The following is a 16,768-nucleotide window of genomic DNA, read 5'->3' as shown; positions in this document are numbered from 1 at the left end:
GATGACAACCGAACAACGCTATACCAAAGAAAAGGTCACGCATATCCGTCATTGGGTGGAAAAGAAGCTTTTTTCTATTTCCACAACACGTGCTGCCGAATTTAAATTTAAACCCGGCCAATTTGCACGTCTAGGTCTTGCCACCACCACAGGCGAAGAGCCTAGTATTTGGCGTGGTTTTTCAATGGTAAACCCTGTTGATAGCAAAGAACTCGAATTCTATGCCGTAGTTGTCCCAGACGGAGAGTTTAGCCCTCGTCTTGCCGATTTAAAGGTTGGCGATGATATCTATATTGATAAGAATCCCATCGGATTTTTGACTTTAGATAACTTCCCCAATGGGGGTAAGAGCCTATGGTTATTAGCCACAGGAACAGGCTTATCTGCTTATTTATCGATTATTCATGACCCAAAAACGTGGTCATTATTTGACAAAGTCATTCTTTGTCACGGTGTACGCTATATTAATGAGTTAAGCTATCAAGAGCAGATTCAAACATGGCAACAACAATGGGGAGAGCGCTTTGTCTATCTTCCTCTTCCGACAAGAGAATCACACTTGCATTACCCTCAGCACCGATTAACTACATTAATTGAAACAGGCAAATTAGCCGAGCTAGCTGGTACTGAACTAGACCCATCGCAAGCTTGCGTAATGCTATGCGGCAACCCAGATATGCTTGCAGATGGTCGTAAAATTTTAGGTGATTTAGGCTTTGCGACAGGGCGTCGTGGCAATATTGGCAATCTCGCCGTTGAAAAATACTGGTAAAAAGGATTTTCTATGCTCTATATCTTACATGAGCTCACTAAACAAAGTATGGCTCCTTTTGTGAGTCTTTCTACGTGGGGTTCTAAGCTTTTTTCCGACCCCTTTAGCCCTTATGCTTATATTCCAAATTCGCGCCATATCGCTGCAGGTTTTGAATTACTCCATCGCTTAGGCAAAGATTATGAGAAACCCAAATGGGATATTCCTGAAGTAGAGGTCAATGGTCAAAAAGCGACGATTACCGAAGAAACAGTCATTGAAAAAGACTTCTGCAATCTCATTCACTTTCAGCGTAGTCTCTCGAAAAATCCTAAAGGCGACCCTATCGTTCTGATTGTTGCGCCGCTTTCAGGTCATCACGCCACCTTATTACGTGATACGGTACGTACGATGCTACAGTCTTTTGATGTTTATATTACCGATTGGATTGATGCACGTATGGTACCTATGTCGAAAGGTGCATTTCATCTTGATGACTATGTCCAATATGTCATTGACTTTATTCATCACCTTGGTCCCAATACCCATGTCGTATCAGTCTGCCAACCAACCGTACCTGTCCTAGGTGCTGTATCTCTCATGGCAAGCAACAAAGACTCTATCCAAGTCAAAAGTATGACCATGATGGGAGGGCCTTTAGATACGCGCGAATCGCCTACATCAGTCAATGGTCTCGCTAGTAAGAAATCATATACGTGGTTCGAAACACAACTGATTCACCGCGTTCCCTCTCGCTACCCGGGACATAATAGACCTGTTTATCCTGGCTTCTTACAACACGCTGGCTTTGTTGCCATGAACCCAGATAAACATATGCAATCGCACTATGATTATTATCTTGATTTGATGCGCGGTAATGATATGGAAGCGGAGTCACATCGTAAATTCTATGATGAGTATAATGCGGTACTTGACTTACCCGCTGAATACTATTTAGACACAATCAAAATCGTTTTCCAAGAGCATCAACTCCCTCGTGGTGTATGGAAAGTCAACGGTCAATTGGTCAAACCTGCGGCGATTAAAAAAGCACACTTACTTACGATTGAGGGTGAGCTAGATGATATTACCGGTCGTGGTCAGACACAAGTAGCCCATAAGATGTGTTCAAGTATCCCTGAGAAACATAAGCAACATTACGAAGTAGAAAAAGCAGGGCATTATGGCATTTTCTCTGGTCGTCGTTGGCGTACCAAGGTATTCCCCGTGATTGAAGCATTTATTAATGAAGCTGAGAAATCAGCAAAATAATCAATGCCATCTCTATGAGTAATCAAGACTTAATTCATCAAATTGACGCCATCTTACCGCAGACACAATGTACCAAATGCGGTTATGATGGCTGCCTGCCTTATGCTACTGCGATTGTCAATGAGCAGGCACCGATTAATCGTTGCCCTCCTGGGGGAGAAGCAGGGATTGCACAACTCGCTAATATCACTGGACTACCTGTCATTGCTCTTGATACAAGCTGTGGCGAAGCACAAGCCTTACAAGTCGCTGTGATTGATGAAGATCATTGTATTGGCTGTACCCTCTGTATTCGTGCTTGTCCGGTCGATGCCATTATCGGTGCTAATAAATTTATGCATACCGTCATTCCTGACTTATGTTCTGGCTGTGACCTTTGCATTCCCGTTTGTCCTGTGGATTGCATTCAAATGATACCTGCCAACAAAGAATGGTCTCGCCTTGATGCTGATAATGCACGGCAACGCCATCAGCATCGCGCTAAGCGTCTGGCTATTCAAGCTAAAATCGAGGAAGAACGTCTTAATCAACACTCCTCTCGACCTAGCGATATTCTTGCTTCTGCTGATATTGTTGCTGAAAATTTGCACACCGAAGATCAACAATCTGGCATTCTTGAAGAAAACAAAGTTGCTAGCCAAGCCAAATCTGCTGCCATTGCAATGGCACTAGCTCGTGCTCGTGCTCGTCGCCAATCATCATGAATAAACAAAAACGTACTGAAATTTTTGCTCGTTTTGAAGCGGCCAATCCTCACCCCAAAACAGAGCTGGAATATGAAAATCCTTTTCAATTATTAATTGCGGTCTTATTATCTGCTCAAGCGACTGACAAATCCGTCAATATAGCCACTCGCCCTATTTTTGCGAAATGTAAAACCCCACAAGATATTCTAAATATGGGGTTAGAGGCCTTTACAGAAGCGATTCGTACCATTGGCTTGTATAAAACAAAAGCACAAAATGCGCTTAAAACCTGTGAAATCCTCGTTAAGCAATACCATAGCCAAGTGCCTCAGACACGAGAGGAGCTTGAGGCCTTACCGGGTGTTGGTCGTAAAACAGCGAATGTTGTCCTCAATACCGCTTTTGGACAGCTCACGATGGCCGTAGATACTCATATCTTTCGCGTATCTAATCGCACAGGTATCGCCCCGGGCAAAAACGTACTAGAAGTTGAGCAAAAGCTTTTAAAATTTATTCCAAAAGAATACTTACTCAATGCACACCATTGGTTAATTTTACATGGACGCTACATCTGTATTGCTCGCAAGCCCAAATGCCCTCATTGCTCGATTAGTGATTTGTGTGAGTTTAAGGATAAAACAAAAGCCTAATTACTACTAGCACCAAGGTTTGCGGAGACGTCTCGATGCATAAAGCAAGTTAGGCGAGCGGTAGCGAGGCTCTGTTCGAGCGACTGCGCGAAAACGTGTAGCGAACCTTTTGTAGCAATAGGTTACTGCATGATATAAACTGTTCACGCTATATATCGTCCTCACTGCAGAACATTGTGTATTCATATCCACCCACACTGCAGACAGTTCACTCTTGCTCCGGAAAGTGCTTCGCCGTTTCCAATGTCGCGGCGAGTGAATGTCTCTCCGTGTGGGCTAATGCTCATTAGCAGTACAATGTTTACTTAAGCACCAAGGTTTGCGGAGACGTTTCGATGCACAAAGCGAGTTAGGCGAGCGGTAGCGAGACTCTGTTCGAGCGACTGCGCGAAAACGTGTAGCGAACCTTTTGTAGCAATAGGTACTGCCTGATATAAACAAGTTCACTCTATATCATCCTCACTGCAGAACATTGTGTATTCGCTCGGACAGCAAAGTGCGTCGCTATCGCTCGCCGTTTGCAAACTCGCTCGGTACATCAAGTTCTCTCCGTGAGGACTGCCATTAACTAGCACTACCATCCAAGCCAGTCTGCCGGAGAGGTTTTTGATCACAAAGCGAGTTTGACGAGCACAGCGAGGCACTGTTCGAGCGACTGACAAAAACCTGCCGGTGGATTGGCGTATACCACGATAGTGCTAGCGGCACATCAAATTCTTTTCATGAGGACGACCTTACGACTTGCCAAATCCCAAATAGCTTTCAATCACGGCCGGATTATGTATCAAGTCCTTCGCATTACCCTCTAGCGTGACCTCACCCATTTCCAACACATAACCATAATCCGCTACTTGCAAAGCTGAGCGTGCATTTTGCTCTACCAATAAGATAGACACGCCTGTTTCTCGCAAACGCATAATAATGAGAAAAATCTCTCTCACAATTAATGGTGCTAATCCTAGGCTAGGTTCATCAAGCATTAAAACTTTGGGCTTTGCCATCAACGCACGACCAACAGCTAACATCTGGCGTTCACCACCCGATAAAGTCCCTGCCAATTGCTTATAGCGCTCTTTTAAACGAGGAAAAAGTGTATATACCTCATCTAAAGTATCTTCCCGTGAACTATCTCGTTTTAAATAACGACGAAAACCACCCAGCAATAAATTATTCTGAACCGTCATACTAGAAAAGAGTTCGCGTCGCTCTGGTACCAAACTGATTCCATTTGACATACGCGTTTCTACTCTATCAGACATAATAGACTCACCTTGATACAACACATCACCTTGTGCTGTACCACTAGTGGCCAAAGAGCCCATAATACTATTAAGCAAGGTCGATTTACCAGCACCGTTGGCACCAATGACGGTAATGACCTGACCTTGTGCTAACTTCAGATTAACATTATTCAAGGCATTAATTTTGCCGTACTGCGCTGATAATGCTTTTGTTTCCAGCAATAAGGTACTCATACTTTAACCTCCGTAGATGCCATATCAAGAACATCATCCATACCACCAAGATATGCCTCAATAACAGCAGGGTTTTGCTGAATCTCCGCAGGTGACCCTTCGGCTAAATAAGTACCAAAATCCATTACAACTAAATGATTAGTTAATTTCATTACAAAATCCATATCATGCTCTACTAAGAGAATACTCATCCCCTCATCACGTAGCGCACTTAATACCGCTGCTAAGTCTTGTTTTTCTTTATAACGTAGACCTGCTGCCGCCTCATCTAATAACAGTAAAGTAGGATCCAAAGCTAAAGCACGTGCGATCTCCACAATGCGTTGTTTACCTAATGCAAGATTACCTGCCTTTTCATAGAGATAATCACCTAATCCTACACGTTCACATTGAATTTTTGCCTCTTTAAGTAAACGAGCTTCACTTTCTCGCTCTAAATGTAATAAGCTGCTCACGACACCAGAGTTAGCTCGCAAATGTGCCCCTAGCGCCACGTTTTCTAGTACGGTCATATTTGGTAATAACTGTACATGCTGGAATGTACGTCCAATCCCTAGACGAGAAATCTCACGGGCAGAAAGACCAGAAATTTTTTGTCCCATAAACTCCACGGTACCCGAAGTGAGAGGCAAAACACCAGTAATCAAATTAAATGAGGTACTTTTACCAGCTCCATTTGGACCAATAAGTCCCATAATTTGACCCGCTTTTACCTCAAAACTAATATCATTAACAGCCACCAAACCACCGAATTCTTTACGAATCTTATTGACTCTAAGTACAGTATCCCCTTTTTGAGGACGCTCTCGTTTTGGTAGCTCGGCTGCTTTTTCGTCCAGCCCTAAATCTGTGTTTTGGGTCTGCTTTTCACCAAAGATTTTATTAACCCCTCGCATCAAAATTGGCCATAAACCATCTTTGGCATGGTGAAGAATCAATACCATTAAGATACCAAATACCACCATCTCCACATTAACTTTCGCATCAATCAAATAAGGGGTATACGCTTGAATTTGATCACGCAAAAACACAACCAAACCAGCACCTAAAATAGCTCCCCAAATACTGACTGAACCACCAATAACCGCCATAAAGAGATACTCAATGCCATAGTTCAGACCAAATGTACTTGGACTCACTGCTCGTTGCTCATGGGCATATAACCAACCAGCGACGCTAGCTAATAAAGCGGCATAAACAAAGGCAATCATTTTATAGTGGTGTGTATTTACACCAAAAGACTCTGCCATCGCTGCCCCATTTTTTAAGGCACGAATAGCACGACCTGTACGAGAATTTAATAAATTCAAACTGAGGAAAATACTGAGCAGCACCACGCCCCAGATTAAAAAATAAATAGCACGTGCTTTAAGGAGTGAGAATCCAAAAATTTCAATTGGCACAATACCCGGTAAACCATCATGTCGACCAAGGAAATCCATATTACCAAAGAGATAATAGAAGATTAAACATAAAGCAATTGTCCCTAATGGTAAGAAATGCCCAGAAAGTCGTAAAGTAATTTGACCCAAAATATAAGCAATCACAAAAGCAATCGCCAAACCCGCTAATAAGCCAATCCAAGGGGAATATCCCAAAGAAGTACTTAAATAAGCAGTCGCATATGCTCCCATACCCACAAATGCCGCTTGACCAAAAGAAGTCATCCCTGCAACACCGGTCAAAATTACAAGACCGAGCACCACTAAAGAAGCAATCCCAATCGTATTCATCTGATTCACCCAGAACTCTGGTGTCCCAGGAATGAGCGGAATCGCTACTAAAATCGCTATAAAGACAGCTAAAAAGATTCTTTGCATGATTTACTCCTCTTCATCATGATGGGTAATCGTCAAAGAACGTACCAATAAAACAGGAATAATCAGCGTAAACACAATCACCTCTTTATAATCTGATGCCCAGAATGTACTAAACGCCTCAATAATACCTACACCTACTGCGCCAATCGCTGCAATAGGGTAACTGACTAAACCACCAATAATCGCCCCCACAAAACCTTTTAGACCGATCATAAAGCCTGTTTCATAGGTAATCTGAATAAAGGACACCAGCATAATACCTGCTAATACCCCCACAAAAGCCGTTAACCAAAAGGTTAAATGCCCAGACAAGGAGGTACTAATCCCTACTAAACGAGCACCACGACGATTCACCGCTGTGGCACGCAAGGCTTTACCAACCAACGTAAAGCCAAATAGCGCCCACAAACCAACAATGGTTAGCAGGGTCATTACAATCACAAATAAGCTTTGATAACGCCAAGTTAAGCCTAAAAGTTCAATTTCACCCTCAAAGAAAGGCTCTGATACTAACCACCCTTCAGCACCAAACAAGACTAAGCCAGTCCCTAAGAAAGCAAAATGCAATGCAATGGAAACTATCAATAATGTCAGTACACTTGCCTCTGCCACAGGCTCATAGACCAAACGGTAAACCATAGGTCCTAGTGGCACAACAATAATGATGGTCAATAAGGCTTTAACCCATAGATTAGGTTCTTGCGCCAACATCATTGGAACCATATACATGACACCTAATGGCAATAACACAAAATAAAGAACGCTTTGCCAAATCGGTAAACCATGTCTACCTTTCAATTTGGCATAAAGCTCTTTTAAGAAAACAATACCACCAACAATAGGCAACAAATAAATGGTTTGGGGTATTTGACCGCTTGCCATCATCGCAAAAGACAAAGCACCAAAGGAAACAAACTCCCCCTGTGCAATAAAAATAATACGCGTTACTGCAAAAACCAATACGAGTGCTACGGCCATTAAGGCATAAATAACCCCCGTTACTATCCCATCTTGTATTAAGATTTTGGCTATTGACCAATCCATAACATCAACTTCTCGTGTGAACTATAAAAACAGATAAGACGTGCGGATATATCAAACCCGCACGCCTAATTTTTTCGATAAAACGACTCGCTATTTTATCGTATAGACGCCTAGTCTATTTTAAAAGTTCTGGCTGGTATACCCATTTCCCGTCTTGAACCTTAACCATCACACGCGCTCTATCGTCAAGACCTGCGTGATTGTCTGCGGCCATATTAAATACACCATGTACGCCCACCACATCTTTGGCGTTTTCTAGCGCATCACGGAATGCCACACGGAACTCCTCTGTACCTGGCTTAGCACCTGTCGCTAATACTTTAGGAATAGTTGCGTTAATCAATACGCTAGCATCCCACATATGACCACCAAAGGCATTAACCGTATTCGCACCATACTTTTCTTCGTAGAGTTTAGTATAGGCAAGACCTGTTGTTTTTAGTGGATGACCGTCTTCCAACTGTGCCGCTACCACGACAGGACCAACAGGAAGGATAACCTCTTCACACGCCTTACCACATACACGTAGGAAATCGTTATTAGCTGAACCATGTGTATGGTAGATTTGACCTTTGAAACCACGTTGTTTTAATTCGCGTTGTGGTAAAGCACCTGGCGTACCTGCAGTAGCAACAAGGACGGCATCTGGTTTAGCTGCGACTAACTTCATCACCTGACCTGTCACGCTCGTATCCGTACGTGCATAACTCTCACTAGCGACAATTTTAATATCGGTGCCTTCTAAGGCTGCTGTCATTTCTTTTAGCCAACCCTGACCATAAGCATCAGCAAAGCCAATCACACCTAACGTTTTAACCCCTGCTTTTTGCATTGATGTTTTTAACGCTTGAGCCATCAGACTGTCATTTTGTGCGGTTTTAAATGCCCACTTCTTGGCACCTTCTTGTGGAAATACCACCACAGCATTACCATTTAAGCTAATTAATGGTACCTTTGTTTCTGCTGCTACATCCACTAAACCGAGTGAGGCTGCCGTCACCGTGCTGCCCACCATCACATCAATCTTATTTTCGGAGATAAGTTTACGCATATTACGTACGGCATTCGCGGTATCTGTTGCATCATCTAACACAACATATTTCACCTCTACACCACCCTCTAATGTCGTTGGTGCAATTTCAGCCGTATTTTTTTCGGGAATACCTAATGAGGCAGCCGGACCTGTCGATGATACTGACACGCCAACAGTCACCGTCTGCTGAGCCCATACAGCACTCGCCAAAGCCATCATAGGGATTGTGCATAATGCACGTAATGCAAATTTTTTCATCGTCTTATCTCCTGTCAATTGCGATATTGCATCAAATATAAAAAACCAGTTATTAAAAACTGACAAACTGTCATTAAACCATAACATAGTTAAAAAAGCTTAAGCAATCAAGATTACTACCTATTCTCTTCAATTTTTTATAAAATGAATTTCTCTTATATGACGTAATATTTTATTTTTAAAGATTTTAATGAAAAAACTCCTTTTTGACTTTTTCCCTCTCGTTCTCTTTTTTATCGCGCTTAAAGTGGGGGATATTTATTTAGCCACATGGGTGGCCATGGGCGCCTCCATCTTACAAATAGTGTGGTTAAAAGCCACAAAAAAGAAAATCGAAGTCAGCACTTGGTTAAGTCTCATTATTATTGTTGTTTTCGGTGGAGCAACCGTTTACCTACAAGATGAAGCCTTTATCAAATGGAAGCCTAGCGTCCTGTATTGGCTGTTTGGCGCTATCTTGCTAGGAGGTAAAATTTTCTTTAAAAAGAACCTTATCCAACAATTGATGGGAAACCAACTTCAAATGCCTGAAACAGCTTGGAATAAAATGAATACAAGCTGGGCACTATTTTTCATAATTGTTGGTATCATTAACGTCTATGTTGCGTTTTCGGGGCATTTTACGACCGAGCAATGGGGAACATTTAAAGTCTTTGGCATGACTTTATTGCTCATTGTTTTTGCTGTAGCTCAATCATTATGGCTTAGCAAATACATGCAAATTGATAATAACCAACAAGATAAATCATCTTAATAGAAGGATATAACGACAATGAAACGTTTATTTTTAGTCGCCGCACTAAGCGCAACTCTACCAGCAATGGCTCAAAATGTCGCTACTGTCAATGGGCACGCTATTACACAAGCAGAATTAGATAGCACACTAAAAGCATTACGCATCGAAAATGCAAGTCCAGAACAACGCAAGTCTATCCTTGACGAAATCATCAGCCGTGATGTACTTTCTCAAGAAGCGGTTAAATTAGGTCTTGATAAAAAAGACGATGTGAAGGCTAACTTAGAAGCTGCTCGTAAAGACATCCTAATTTCTAGCCTATTACAAGACTGGTCTGAAAAAAATAAAGTCACTGATGATGACATTAAAAAAGCCTATGATGACATGGTAAAAGAGCAAGCAGGCAAAAAAGAATTCAAAGTCAGCCATATCTTAGTCAAAGAAGAAGACAAAGCAAAAGCCCTATTAGCGGACATTAAAGCCAAGAAAGTTACATTTGAAGACGCCGCTAAAAAGGACTCTATCGACCCAGGTTCTGGTAAGAACGGTGGTGATTTAGGCTGGTCAAATCCAGATATGTACGTGCCAGAGTTTGCTGAAGCCGTTAAAACAGGCAAAAAAGGCGAAATCTCTGAACCAGTTAAATCACAATATGGTTATCATTTAGTTCGTATCGATGATGAGCGTCCAGTAACACCGCCAACACTCGATCAAGTTAAAACAGATTTAACACGTAGCCTCACACAAAAGAAAATGTTTGAGTTTGTAGAATCTCTACGTAGCAAAGCAAAAATCGAGATTATCGAAAAATAATAGTCAGGATGAACAGTCATTTGCTGTTATAGCAACTGATTAACCACCATCTGATAGAGCCTCAATGGATGAGGCTCTATTTTTTTATAAAGCATTGTGCATTATCTTCTCATAAAAGTGAGTATGAGCACATTTTGAATAAGCAAAAAAAATGACGCTATAAAGCGTCAAATTTTCGTTTAGCTGGTGGGCTGGGCGAGACTCGAACTCGCGACCAACGGATTAAAAGTCCGCTGCTCTACCGACTGAGCTACCAGCCCGTGAAAGGATATAATTATGGCTTAACTTTAAAAGACTGTCAAGCCTATTAACGCCTATTTCTGTGTATTTTTTACAACTGAATTAAGCTTTCTTAGCAAAATACTGTTTAAACGCATGGTACCTTTTCCCCAAAAAAGGCTTACGTGCGAATAATAAGCGCAGCCCTAATGAAGCCGCAGATTTATTGGGTGCATCAATACGATAAATATGTGCCACATTATCCTGTGGCAGATTAAATCCCAATGCTTCTGTCGTATATAGATAATGAAATCCAGCCTCTTGTGCCAAGGCTATATAATCATCATCAAAGTAACCATGCGGCCAACTTAAATGCTCGCTGACTTCACCTAACTCTGCTAATAGTACTGCCTTACTCTGCTCTAATTCTTTTTGCATAGCAAGATTCTTACCTTCTTCATTAAGCTGGTGATCCCATCGAGTTTGGGTATGAGCAAAGCTATGAAAATCAATCAAACCACTTTTCCGCATCAGACGAATTTCATTCCAATTCATCATCACACTTTCTGGATGTCCTTGATTAATCCTTGCTTTACACTCATCATGCGGAGGACAAAACGGCAAGATTTCGCTTCCATCCGTATTGGCACGCTGCTCTCCAGCACGAATGGATGAGGTACTCAAAAATATACTCGCCTTAATACCGAGTTTTAATAGGATAGGATAAGCAAACACATAATTATCTAAATAACCACCTTCAAAGGTAATAAAGAGAGATTTGCGAGGTGTCGGCTCCCCTTGCATAAACGCCGCAAACTGCTTAGCACTCAGCATATGAAAGCCTCTACCTAACAGATAACTCATCTGCTCTTTAAAATATTGAGGAGCGCAATTAAAATCTCCGCCATTAGGCGTCACATGGCGATAACGTAAGACAGGCACACAGGTCGCAGTATCTTTAATAGACAACATCGTAATGACTATCGCTCTCGTGAAATACGTACCTCTGCCCCACGTCTTTTTACCTCTAAGCCCTCAGAAGGTAAAATGCGTAAGCCCTCAAACCCCTTGATATAGCTAGAACCTTGCATTTGCATGACACGAATCTTATTGCGCATGACCACAGGGTTATGAATAGGCATCCCAAAGAGCCACACTTCATCTAAAACGCGTGCTGTATTAAACTCTTCTAAGCCTTTTAAATCGGGGCCTAGGCAAAGCATATGCCCCTCACGCCCAAACACAGGGATAGCGCTTGTATCACAGTGATATTCCAATACCTGACCACCCTCATAGCGGACACCTGTATTTAGATCCCACCACGCATCACCCTCAGGGAGATAAATGCATTTGCTATCCTGACTATCCAAAATAGGCGCCACTAATAAAGCTGGACCAAATAAGAATTGCTGATGGTACTGATGGGCATAAGTATCTTGTGGATAAGCTAAAGCCATAGCACGCTGCACAGGTAAACCTGTACGCGTCGCATCTTCAATAATACCCAGCACATAAGGAATTAAACGATAACGTAAAGCTAATAAGGTTTTTACAGTTTGTTGTGTTTTTTCATCAAACTGTGTTGGCCAATAAGCCTCATCAGCGACAAAACTAAAGCCTGCACTAAAAATGGAGAGTGCCAATGCTCGCAGATAAAGTCTTGCCTCTGTCGCTTGTAAATTTAAGACATGCGATTGTGCTATTACACCACTCATTTGTGTACTGAGATGGCGTTGTAATAAATTTTCTAGATCAGTATAGCTTTCAATCGTATCTTGTAAATATAAGCCAGTACTACGAACACTGTTTAAGCTTAAAGCTTGACGACGAACAAATGCCTCGCTTGGTGTTTTATGGAAAGCTTGTCCTTCAAACAAGGATTGCTCCAACCATGCTGAATACAACTGTCTTAGAAAGGCTTTTTCCTCACCTTGGCGAGCACTCACATTATCAGGAATATAGATTGTTTGCGCGATACTCACAGCAATATCAGTCCCCTCAAGCAACTGTTGATGGCGAGACTCCCAATATTGATACGCATCTTTATAGGTTAAATCTAATACCCCTACTTTACCTTTTGGTGTCGCTACTTGATAAGCCTTTCCCTTATCATCCAATAAAAGCCATGCCCTATCTTCTAAATCTTGGAACAAGGCCGTATCGACAGGAATCCCCGGAAAACTTGGAACGCATACATGCTTTTTACCTTTAGCATAATCAGCGATAAATTGACGCACATCACCGACTCGCCCCTCATCCCAATCCATCACAAGCTTATCCGATTGAAAGCTAAACATACTGGGTGCAGCAAAGTTTAAGGTATCCACCGTTAGACCTGCTTTTTCCCATTGCTCAACTGTGCTCATAAACTCAGATATCGTCTGATTTTCCTGTTGATCTAACCACAATCCCATTGCACGCAATGGTGGCTGCCCTGGACGACCGATAGTGGCACTGAACTGATTCAGAATTTCTGCTGGAGGAGCAATATAGAAAAAGACATCAAGCACATCATCTTCTACGGTAATACCATATTGATTAGGGTGTTTTTTCAGTCCAATCGAATGCGACACCTTGTGCAAGCTCTGCACAAATACCCCCCAACCCTTTGCACTCCAAGACAAAGGCAAATAATCTTGGCTATCTGATTGAATTTCTTGTCCACGACGATTTAAGGTATCACTTACTCGCCCCAAACCATAAACAGTCTCATTTGATGTCAATGCAAGATTTAAGCACCATTGCTTATCATCCAACAACAAAGCAGAAGGTGATACTGTACTCAGTACTACTTGATCATCTTGATAAAACTGCAAAGAAAACGGCTGAGTATTAATCAATAAAGAGGTAGAACCATGAGATAAGCGCCACCCTTTATTTTCAGTATTCACCTCAAATTCACTCGTTATTTCTTGCCTTGCCAATAGAAGTGATTTTCTTGCCAAAGCACGCACATTTAATTTGCTATCATCTAATTTTGATTCACTACCAATGCGCAAACGGAATACACCTAATGCACTCGCCTCTACACGCAACAACAAATCATCCGTGATACTAAAGTCACAAAATCCTGCTTGTTGCTCTCTTAAAATGAGTTGTTTAATGTCAGTCACTTTCTTGCTTTCTAAATTGGATTGGCCATCTTCAGCCTAAGCCATTATTTTGACTGATTTTATATAAAACTTAAAGCAAATTAGCTGTTTTTCAATAAATAAATCGTTGTTTTATTTATAATTTTTATCAATATCACATTATAAAATACGATTCACCAAGGCTGGGCGAATATCTTGCTGTCTTATACCTTAAAAGAGAGTGCAGCTAATAAGTCTTTTTCTATAGGCAATGGCTCCCCCTCTAAACTTGCCCCTATAATATCGCCAGCCAAGCTACTCCACGTCATTCCATGCGAAGCATAGGCCGTCGCCACCCAGAGATGTTTATGATGAGGTAGCTCCGCAATAATAGGTAACCGTCCCTGTAATACCGCTCTTACACAAGCACGCCCCTTTAAACATTGTTGCTGTTGTAAGTGTGACAAACTCACTGGCAAATCTAAGGGTATTTTTTGCCAAATGGTCTGCTGTCCCACTTTAGTCACCTCGGGGGCTAAATTTCCATGCTCATATGTACTGCCCATCACACAAAATCCCTCTTGAGCGGGTAAATAATAACCCTGCCCTCCAATTACACATTGAGGGCCTCCATTCAGCTGATTGGCAGGCACCATCATCACTTCTCCCGCTAAGGCATGTAGACTTTCGAGTCTTTTTAAAACATTAACAACCTGTCCCGACTTTAATGTCCGGTATGAAAGATTACTCTGCTCCAATAACTGACGACTATGCATCGCTGTCGCTACAAGCAATACTGCCGCAGACATCACACCTTGATTTGTCTGCAATGTAAACGTATGGTCTTCCTCTACTTGAATTTGCTCTACTCGTACAGGCAAACATTCAATATTCGCATGCTGCAATAATGTCCATGCCAATCGCACAGGAGGTATTTGCATAGCAAGCGGGAAAAAAGCACCTTCCTGATTAACGTCCACACCTGCGAGCTTTGTTGCTTCTTCGACAGATACTAATCTCACCCACTCAGAAGGAAAATTCGATTGCTCCACAACATCCAATAAATCTTTTGCATGCCCTTTATCTCGATTAAGTTCTAAAGTGCCGCAATATTGAATACCTGCTTGTTTAGCAATAGATGTCCACCTCGCATGTGCACGTAGTACACCTGCTCGACTTAGACGAGCCTTATGACAATCATCCGCCGTCAGCAATGGCGTAACAGCACCTGAAGCATAACGATACGCTTGCTCATCAGGTCCTTGAGTAAACATAGGATCAAGTACTCTCACTCGCCAACCTCGGTGCGCTAATGCAAACGCCACCCCAGCACCAGCAACACCTGCGCCAATAATTGTGATTTGTCGCCCTAATCGAGCAGCTATTGGCACCTCTGGACGCTGACTCGTTAAAAAATAAAGTGTCATCGGCTTATGCGTTGATGTATTTAGCAAAGAACAAGTGATTTGCTTTTCAATCGTCAATTGCTGATCTTGCACAAGCGCTCGCCATGCCACATCTAATTCTGTTGCACTACAAATAAGTGGCTTAGCGACACTCATCCGACAAGCTTGTTGATAATCTTTGGTATCCGCGCTATCCACCACAAAAATATGTACCTGCGCTGAGAACTTAGACCACGCTTGAGGTGATTCATCAAAAAGCATAGTTACCGTAAAACGGTACGGTTCAATATCAATTCGATGCATCCCCTTAATAGGTAATACTTTATAAGGTAGTGCTTGAGGAAACCATTTCTCTAAACATTTCCATGCGTGTTGCTGATAGTGACGCTCAACCAATATGATGTGCCAAGGACGTTGCTGTTGTTGCCATAAACCATGCAATTCCTTAATATAATGCCCATAATCTTCTGCCAAAATAGCAATAGTCATCGGTGCACAACCATCCTCATTGATGTGTTGTGCATAATCTACTAGTGGATTTATCATCAAATCCTTTTGGGGAGATTGCCTTTTATTCATAAAATCACTGGTGAGCTTTAAAAAACCAAGTGATATAATTGTAGCAATTTTATGGTCTTCCTCACCTCACCCGCAGACTAGGATTATGATGAGTACACATATCGACTTTCATTTAGCATTACAAGCCGCCACAGAAGCTGCTCATTATGGTGCTGCTGTGTTAATGTCGTATTTTAATAACCGTGAAGAATTAATGATTGAGTACAAATCGCACAATGATTTAGTTTCTCAAGCGGATAAAGAAGCTGAAAAAGCTATTCTCAACAAGCTCACTCAGCTTACACCAGACTATGCTATTATTGCCGAAGAAAGTGATAAACAAACTCGTCCAAATGCTATCGCAACATGGTATATTGACCCCTTGGATGGCACCACAAATTTCTTACATGGCATTCCGCATTTTGCCGTTTCCATTGGTTTAGTCGCCCACAAAGGCACTATATTAAGTCCTGGTATAAGTCCTCTGGAAGAAGATACGCCTATTGTTTCTGTCGTCTATGACCCAAACCGTGAGGAATTATTCAGTGCATTCTATCTCGGCGGTTGCCAACTTAATGGGCAACGTATTCGTTGCTCTCGTACAGAAACACTTGAACAATCTGTACTAGCAACAGGCTTTCCTTTCCGTGATTTTTCATTTGAAGACGAATATGACCCCACATTCAAAGCTGCTATCCATCGCACTAGAGGTGTTCGTCGATTTGGTGCCGCTGCCTTAGATTTAGCATGGGTTGCTTGTGGTCGTTACGATGGCTTTTGGGAATTTCGTCTTTCTCCTTGGGATGTCGCTGCGGGTACGCTCCTCGTTCGTGAAGCCGGTGGTACAGTAAAAGATTTATATGCGCAACATGCATGGCCTGTGACAGGTAATATTATTGCCAGTAATCGTTTTGTCTTTGACGAATTCTTGGATATGCTCAAACCCTCTCTCAACACACCGACCTAAGGGATTAGC

General features: G+C 42.0%; 14 protein-coding genes and 1 tRNA gene. 7 read left to right on the top strand and 8 right to left on the bottom strand.

Going from position 1 to position 16,768, the window contains the following annotated elements; all coding sequences use genetic code 11:
• The first annotated feature begins 1 nt into the window (after position 1).
• Genes HKX39_RS07835 through nth form a run of 4 tightly spaced genes read left to right on the top strand, consistent with a single transcriptional unit; the run spans position 2 to position 3,359 of the window.
• The gene (locus HKX39_RS07835) at positions 2-772 is read left to right on the top strand and encodes a ferredoxin--NADP reductase (RefSeq protein WP_171680768.1); all 771 of its coding nucleotides are present in this window, start codon (positions 2-4) and stop codon (positions 770-772) included.
• 12 nt (positions 773-784) lie between these two features.
• Positions 785-2,023 (top strand): polyhydroxyalkanoate depolymerase, encoded by a 1,239-nt coding sequence (locus HKX39_RS07830; protein WP_171680767.1) that lies wholly within the window; start codon positions 785-787, stop codon positions 2,021-2,023.
• Between the two features lie 14 nt (positions 2,024-2,037).
• Positions 2,038-2,727: an RnfABCDGE type electron transport complex subunit B gene (locus HKX39_RS07825; protein ID WP_171680766.1), complete on the top strand. Its 690-nt coding sequence runs from the start codon at positions 2,038-2,040 to the stop codon at positions 2,725-2,727.
• Positions 2,724-3,359: an endonuclease III gene (gene nth / locus HKX39_RS07820; protein WP_171680765.1), complete on the top strand. Its 636-nt coding sequence runs from the start codon at positions 2,724-2,726 to the stop codon at positions 3,357-3,359. The genes HKX39_RS07825 and nth overlap by 4 nt, the downstream gene beginning before the upstream one ends.
• Before the next feature lie 734 nt (positions 3,360-4,093).
• Here nth and HKX39_RS07815 read toward each other — a convergent pair.
• From HKX39_RS07815 to HKX39_RS07800, 4 genes are all read right to left on the bottom strand, one after another.
• Positions 4,094-4,834 carry an ABC transporter ATP-binding protein gene (locus HKX39_RS07815; RefSeq protein ID WP_171680764.1) on the bottom strand — a complete coding sequence of 247 codons (741 nt, stop codon included), beginning with the start codon at positions 4,832-4,834 and terminating at the stop codon, positions 4,094-4,096.
• The gene (locus HKX39_RS07810; protein ID WP_171680763.1) at positions 4,831-6,654 is read right to left on the bottom strand and encodes a branched-chain amino acid ABC transporter ATP-binding protein/permease; all 1,824 of its coding nucleotides are present in this window, start codon (positions 6,652-6,654) and stop codon (positions 4,831-4,833) included. Before HKX39_RS07810 ends, HKX39_RS07815 begins: the two co-directional genes overlap by 4 nt.
• A gap of 3 nt (positions 6,655-6,657) precedes the next feature.
• Positions 6,658-7,698, bottom strand: a complete 1,041-nt coding sequence (locus HKX39_RS07805; protein ID WP_171680762.1) for a branched-chain amino acid ABC transporter permease — start codon at positions 7,696-7,698, stop codon at positions 6,658-6,660.
• Positions 7,699-7,813: 115 nt separating this feature from the next.
• Positions 7,814-8,989: an ABC transporter substrate-binding protein gene (locus HKX39_RS07800; protein WP_171680761.1), complete on the bottom strand. Its 1,176-nt coding sequence runs from the start codon at positions 8,987-8,989 to the stop codon at positions 7,814-7,816.
• A 190-nt stretch (positions 8,990-9,179) separates the two neighbouring features.
• Between HKX39_RS07800 and HKX39_RS07795 the strand changes: the two genes are divergently transcribed.
• Positions 9,180-9,743, top strand: a complete 564-nt coding sequence (locus HKX39_RS07795; protein ID WP_171680760.1) for a septation protein A — start codon at positions 9,180-9,182, stop codon at positions 9,741-9,743.
• Positions 9,744-9,761: 18 nt separating this feature from the next.
• Positions 9,762-10,538, top strand: a complete 777-nt coding sequence (locus HKX39_RS07790; protein ID WP_171680759.1) for a peptidylprolyl isomerase — start codon at positions 9,762-9,764, stop codon at positions 10,536-10,538.
• 184 nt (positions 10,539-10,722) lie between these two features.
• On the opposite strand, the gene HKX39_RS07785 is transcribed toward HKX39_RS07790, so the two are convergent.
• The 4 genes from HKX39_RS07785 to mnmC1 all read right to left on the bottom strand — a co-directional run bounded on the left by HKX39_RS07785 (position 10,723) and on the right by mnmC1 (position 15,780).
• Positions 10,723-10,798, bottom strand: a tRNA-Lys gene (locus HKX39_RS07785).
• Positions 10,799-10,880: 82 nt separating this feature from the next.
• Complete coding sequence (locus tag HKX39_RS07780; protein ID WP_171680758.1) at positions 10,881-11,729, bottom strand: polysaccharide deacetylase family protein; 849 nt, start codon at positions 11,727-11,729, stop codon at positions 10,881-10,883.
• Positions 11,730-11,737: 8 nt separating this feature from the next.
• Entirely contained in the window at positions 11,738-13,870 is a 2,133-nt protein-coding gene (locus tag HKX39_RS07775) for a TIM-barrel domain-containing protein (protein WP_171680757.1), read from the bottom strand.
• Between the two features lie 182 nt (positions 13,871-14,052).
• On the bottom strand, positions 14,053-15,780 hold the full coding sequence (gene mnmC1 / locus HKX39_RS07770) for an FAD-dependent 5-carboxymethylaminomethyl-2-thiouridine(34) oxidoreductase MnmC1 (RefSeq protein ID WP_171680756.1): 1,728 nt from the start codon (positions 15,778-15,780) through the stop codon (positions 14,053-14,055).
• Between the two features lie 118 nt (positions 15,781-15,898).
• On the opposite strand from mnmC1, the gene HKX39_RS07765 reads away from it, so the two are divergent.
• Positions 15,899-16,759: an inositol monophosphatase family protein gene (locus tag HKX39_RS07765; RefSeq protein ID WP_171680755.1), complete on the top strand. Its 861-nt coding sequence runs from the start codon at positions 15,899-15,901 to the stop codon at positions 16,757-16,759.
• Positions 16,760-16,768 lie beyond the last annotated feature (9 nt).

Origin of the sequence: Pelistega suis (genome assembly GCF_013133795.1) — a bacterium.
Classification (GTDB): Bacteria; Pseudomonadota; Gammaproteobacteria; order Burkholderiales; family Burkholderiaceae_B; genus Taylorella; species Taylorella suis.
The sequence above is the reverse complement of the archived record's forward strand: the minus strand, read 5'-3'. Positions and strand labels throughout refer to the sequence as shown.

Bases quoted from the DNA above. Each gene is read 5' to 3' on its own strand.
- HKX39_RS07825 (WP_171680766.1), top strand. From the start codon at position 2,038: ATGAGTAATCAAGACTTAATTCATCAAATTGACGCCATCTTACCGCAG.
- HKX39_RS07765 (WP_171680755.1), top strand. From the start codon at position 15,899: ATGATGAGTACACATATCGACTTTCATTTAGCATTACAAGCCGCCACA.
- nth (WP_171680765.1), top strand. From the start codon at position 2,724: ATGAATAAACAAAAACGTACTGAAATTTTTGCTCGTTTTGAAGCGGCC.
- HKX39_RS07790 (WP_171680759.1), top strand. From the start codon at position 9,762: ATGAAACGTTTATTTTTAGTCGCCGCACTAAGCGCAACTCTACCAGCA.
- mnmC1 (WP_171680756.1), bottom strand. From the start codon at position 15,780: ATGATAAATCCACTAGTAGATTATGCACAACACATCAATGAGGATGGT.
- HKX39_RS07815 (WP_171680764.1), bottom strand. From the start codon at position 4,834: ATGAGTACCTTATTGCTGGAAACAAAAGCATTATCAGCGCAGTACGGC.
- HKX39_RS07810 (WP_171680763.1), bottom strand. From the start codon at position 6,654: ATGCAAAGAATCTTTTTAGCTGTCTTTATAGCGATTTTAGTAGCGATT.
- HKX39_RS07805 (WP_171680762.1), bottom strand. From the start codon at position 7,698: ATGGATTGGTCAATAGCCAAAATCTTAATACAAGATGGGATAGTAACG.
- HKX39_RS07795 (WP_171680760.1), top strand. From the start codon at position 9,180: ATGAAAAAACTCCTTTTTGACTTTTTCCCTCTCGTTCTCTTTTTTATC.
- HKX39_RS07830 (WP_171680767.1), top strand. From the start codon at position 785: ATGCTCTATATCTTACATGAGCTCACTAAACAAAGTATGGCTCCTTTT.
- HKX39_RS07780 (WP_171680758.1), bottom strand. From the start codon at position 11,729: ATGTTGTCTATTAAAGATACTGCGACCTGTGTGCCTGTCTTACGTTAT.
- HKX39_RS07800 (WP_171680761.1), bottom strand. From the start codon at position 8,989: ATGAAAAAATTTGCATTACGTGCATTATGCACAATCCCTATGATGGCT.
- HKX39_RS07835 (WP_171680768.1), top strand. From the start codon at position 2: ATGACAACCGAACAACGCTATACCAAAGAAAAGGTCACGCATATCCGT.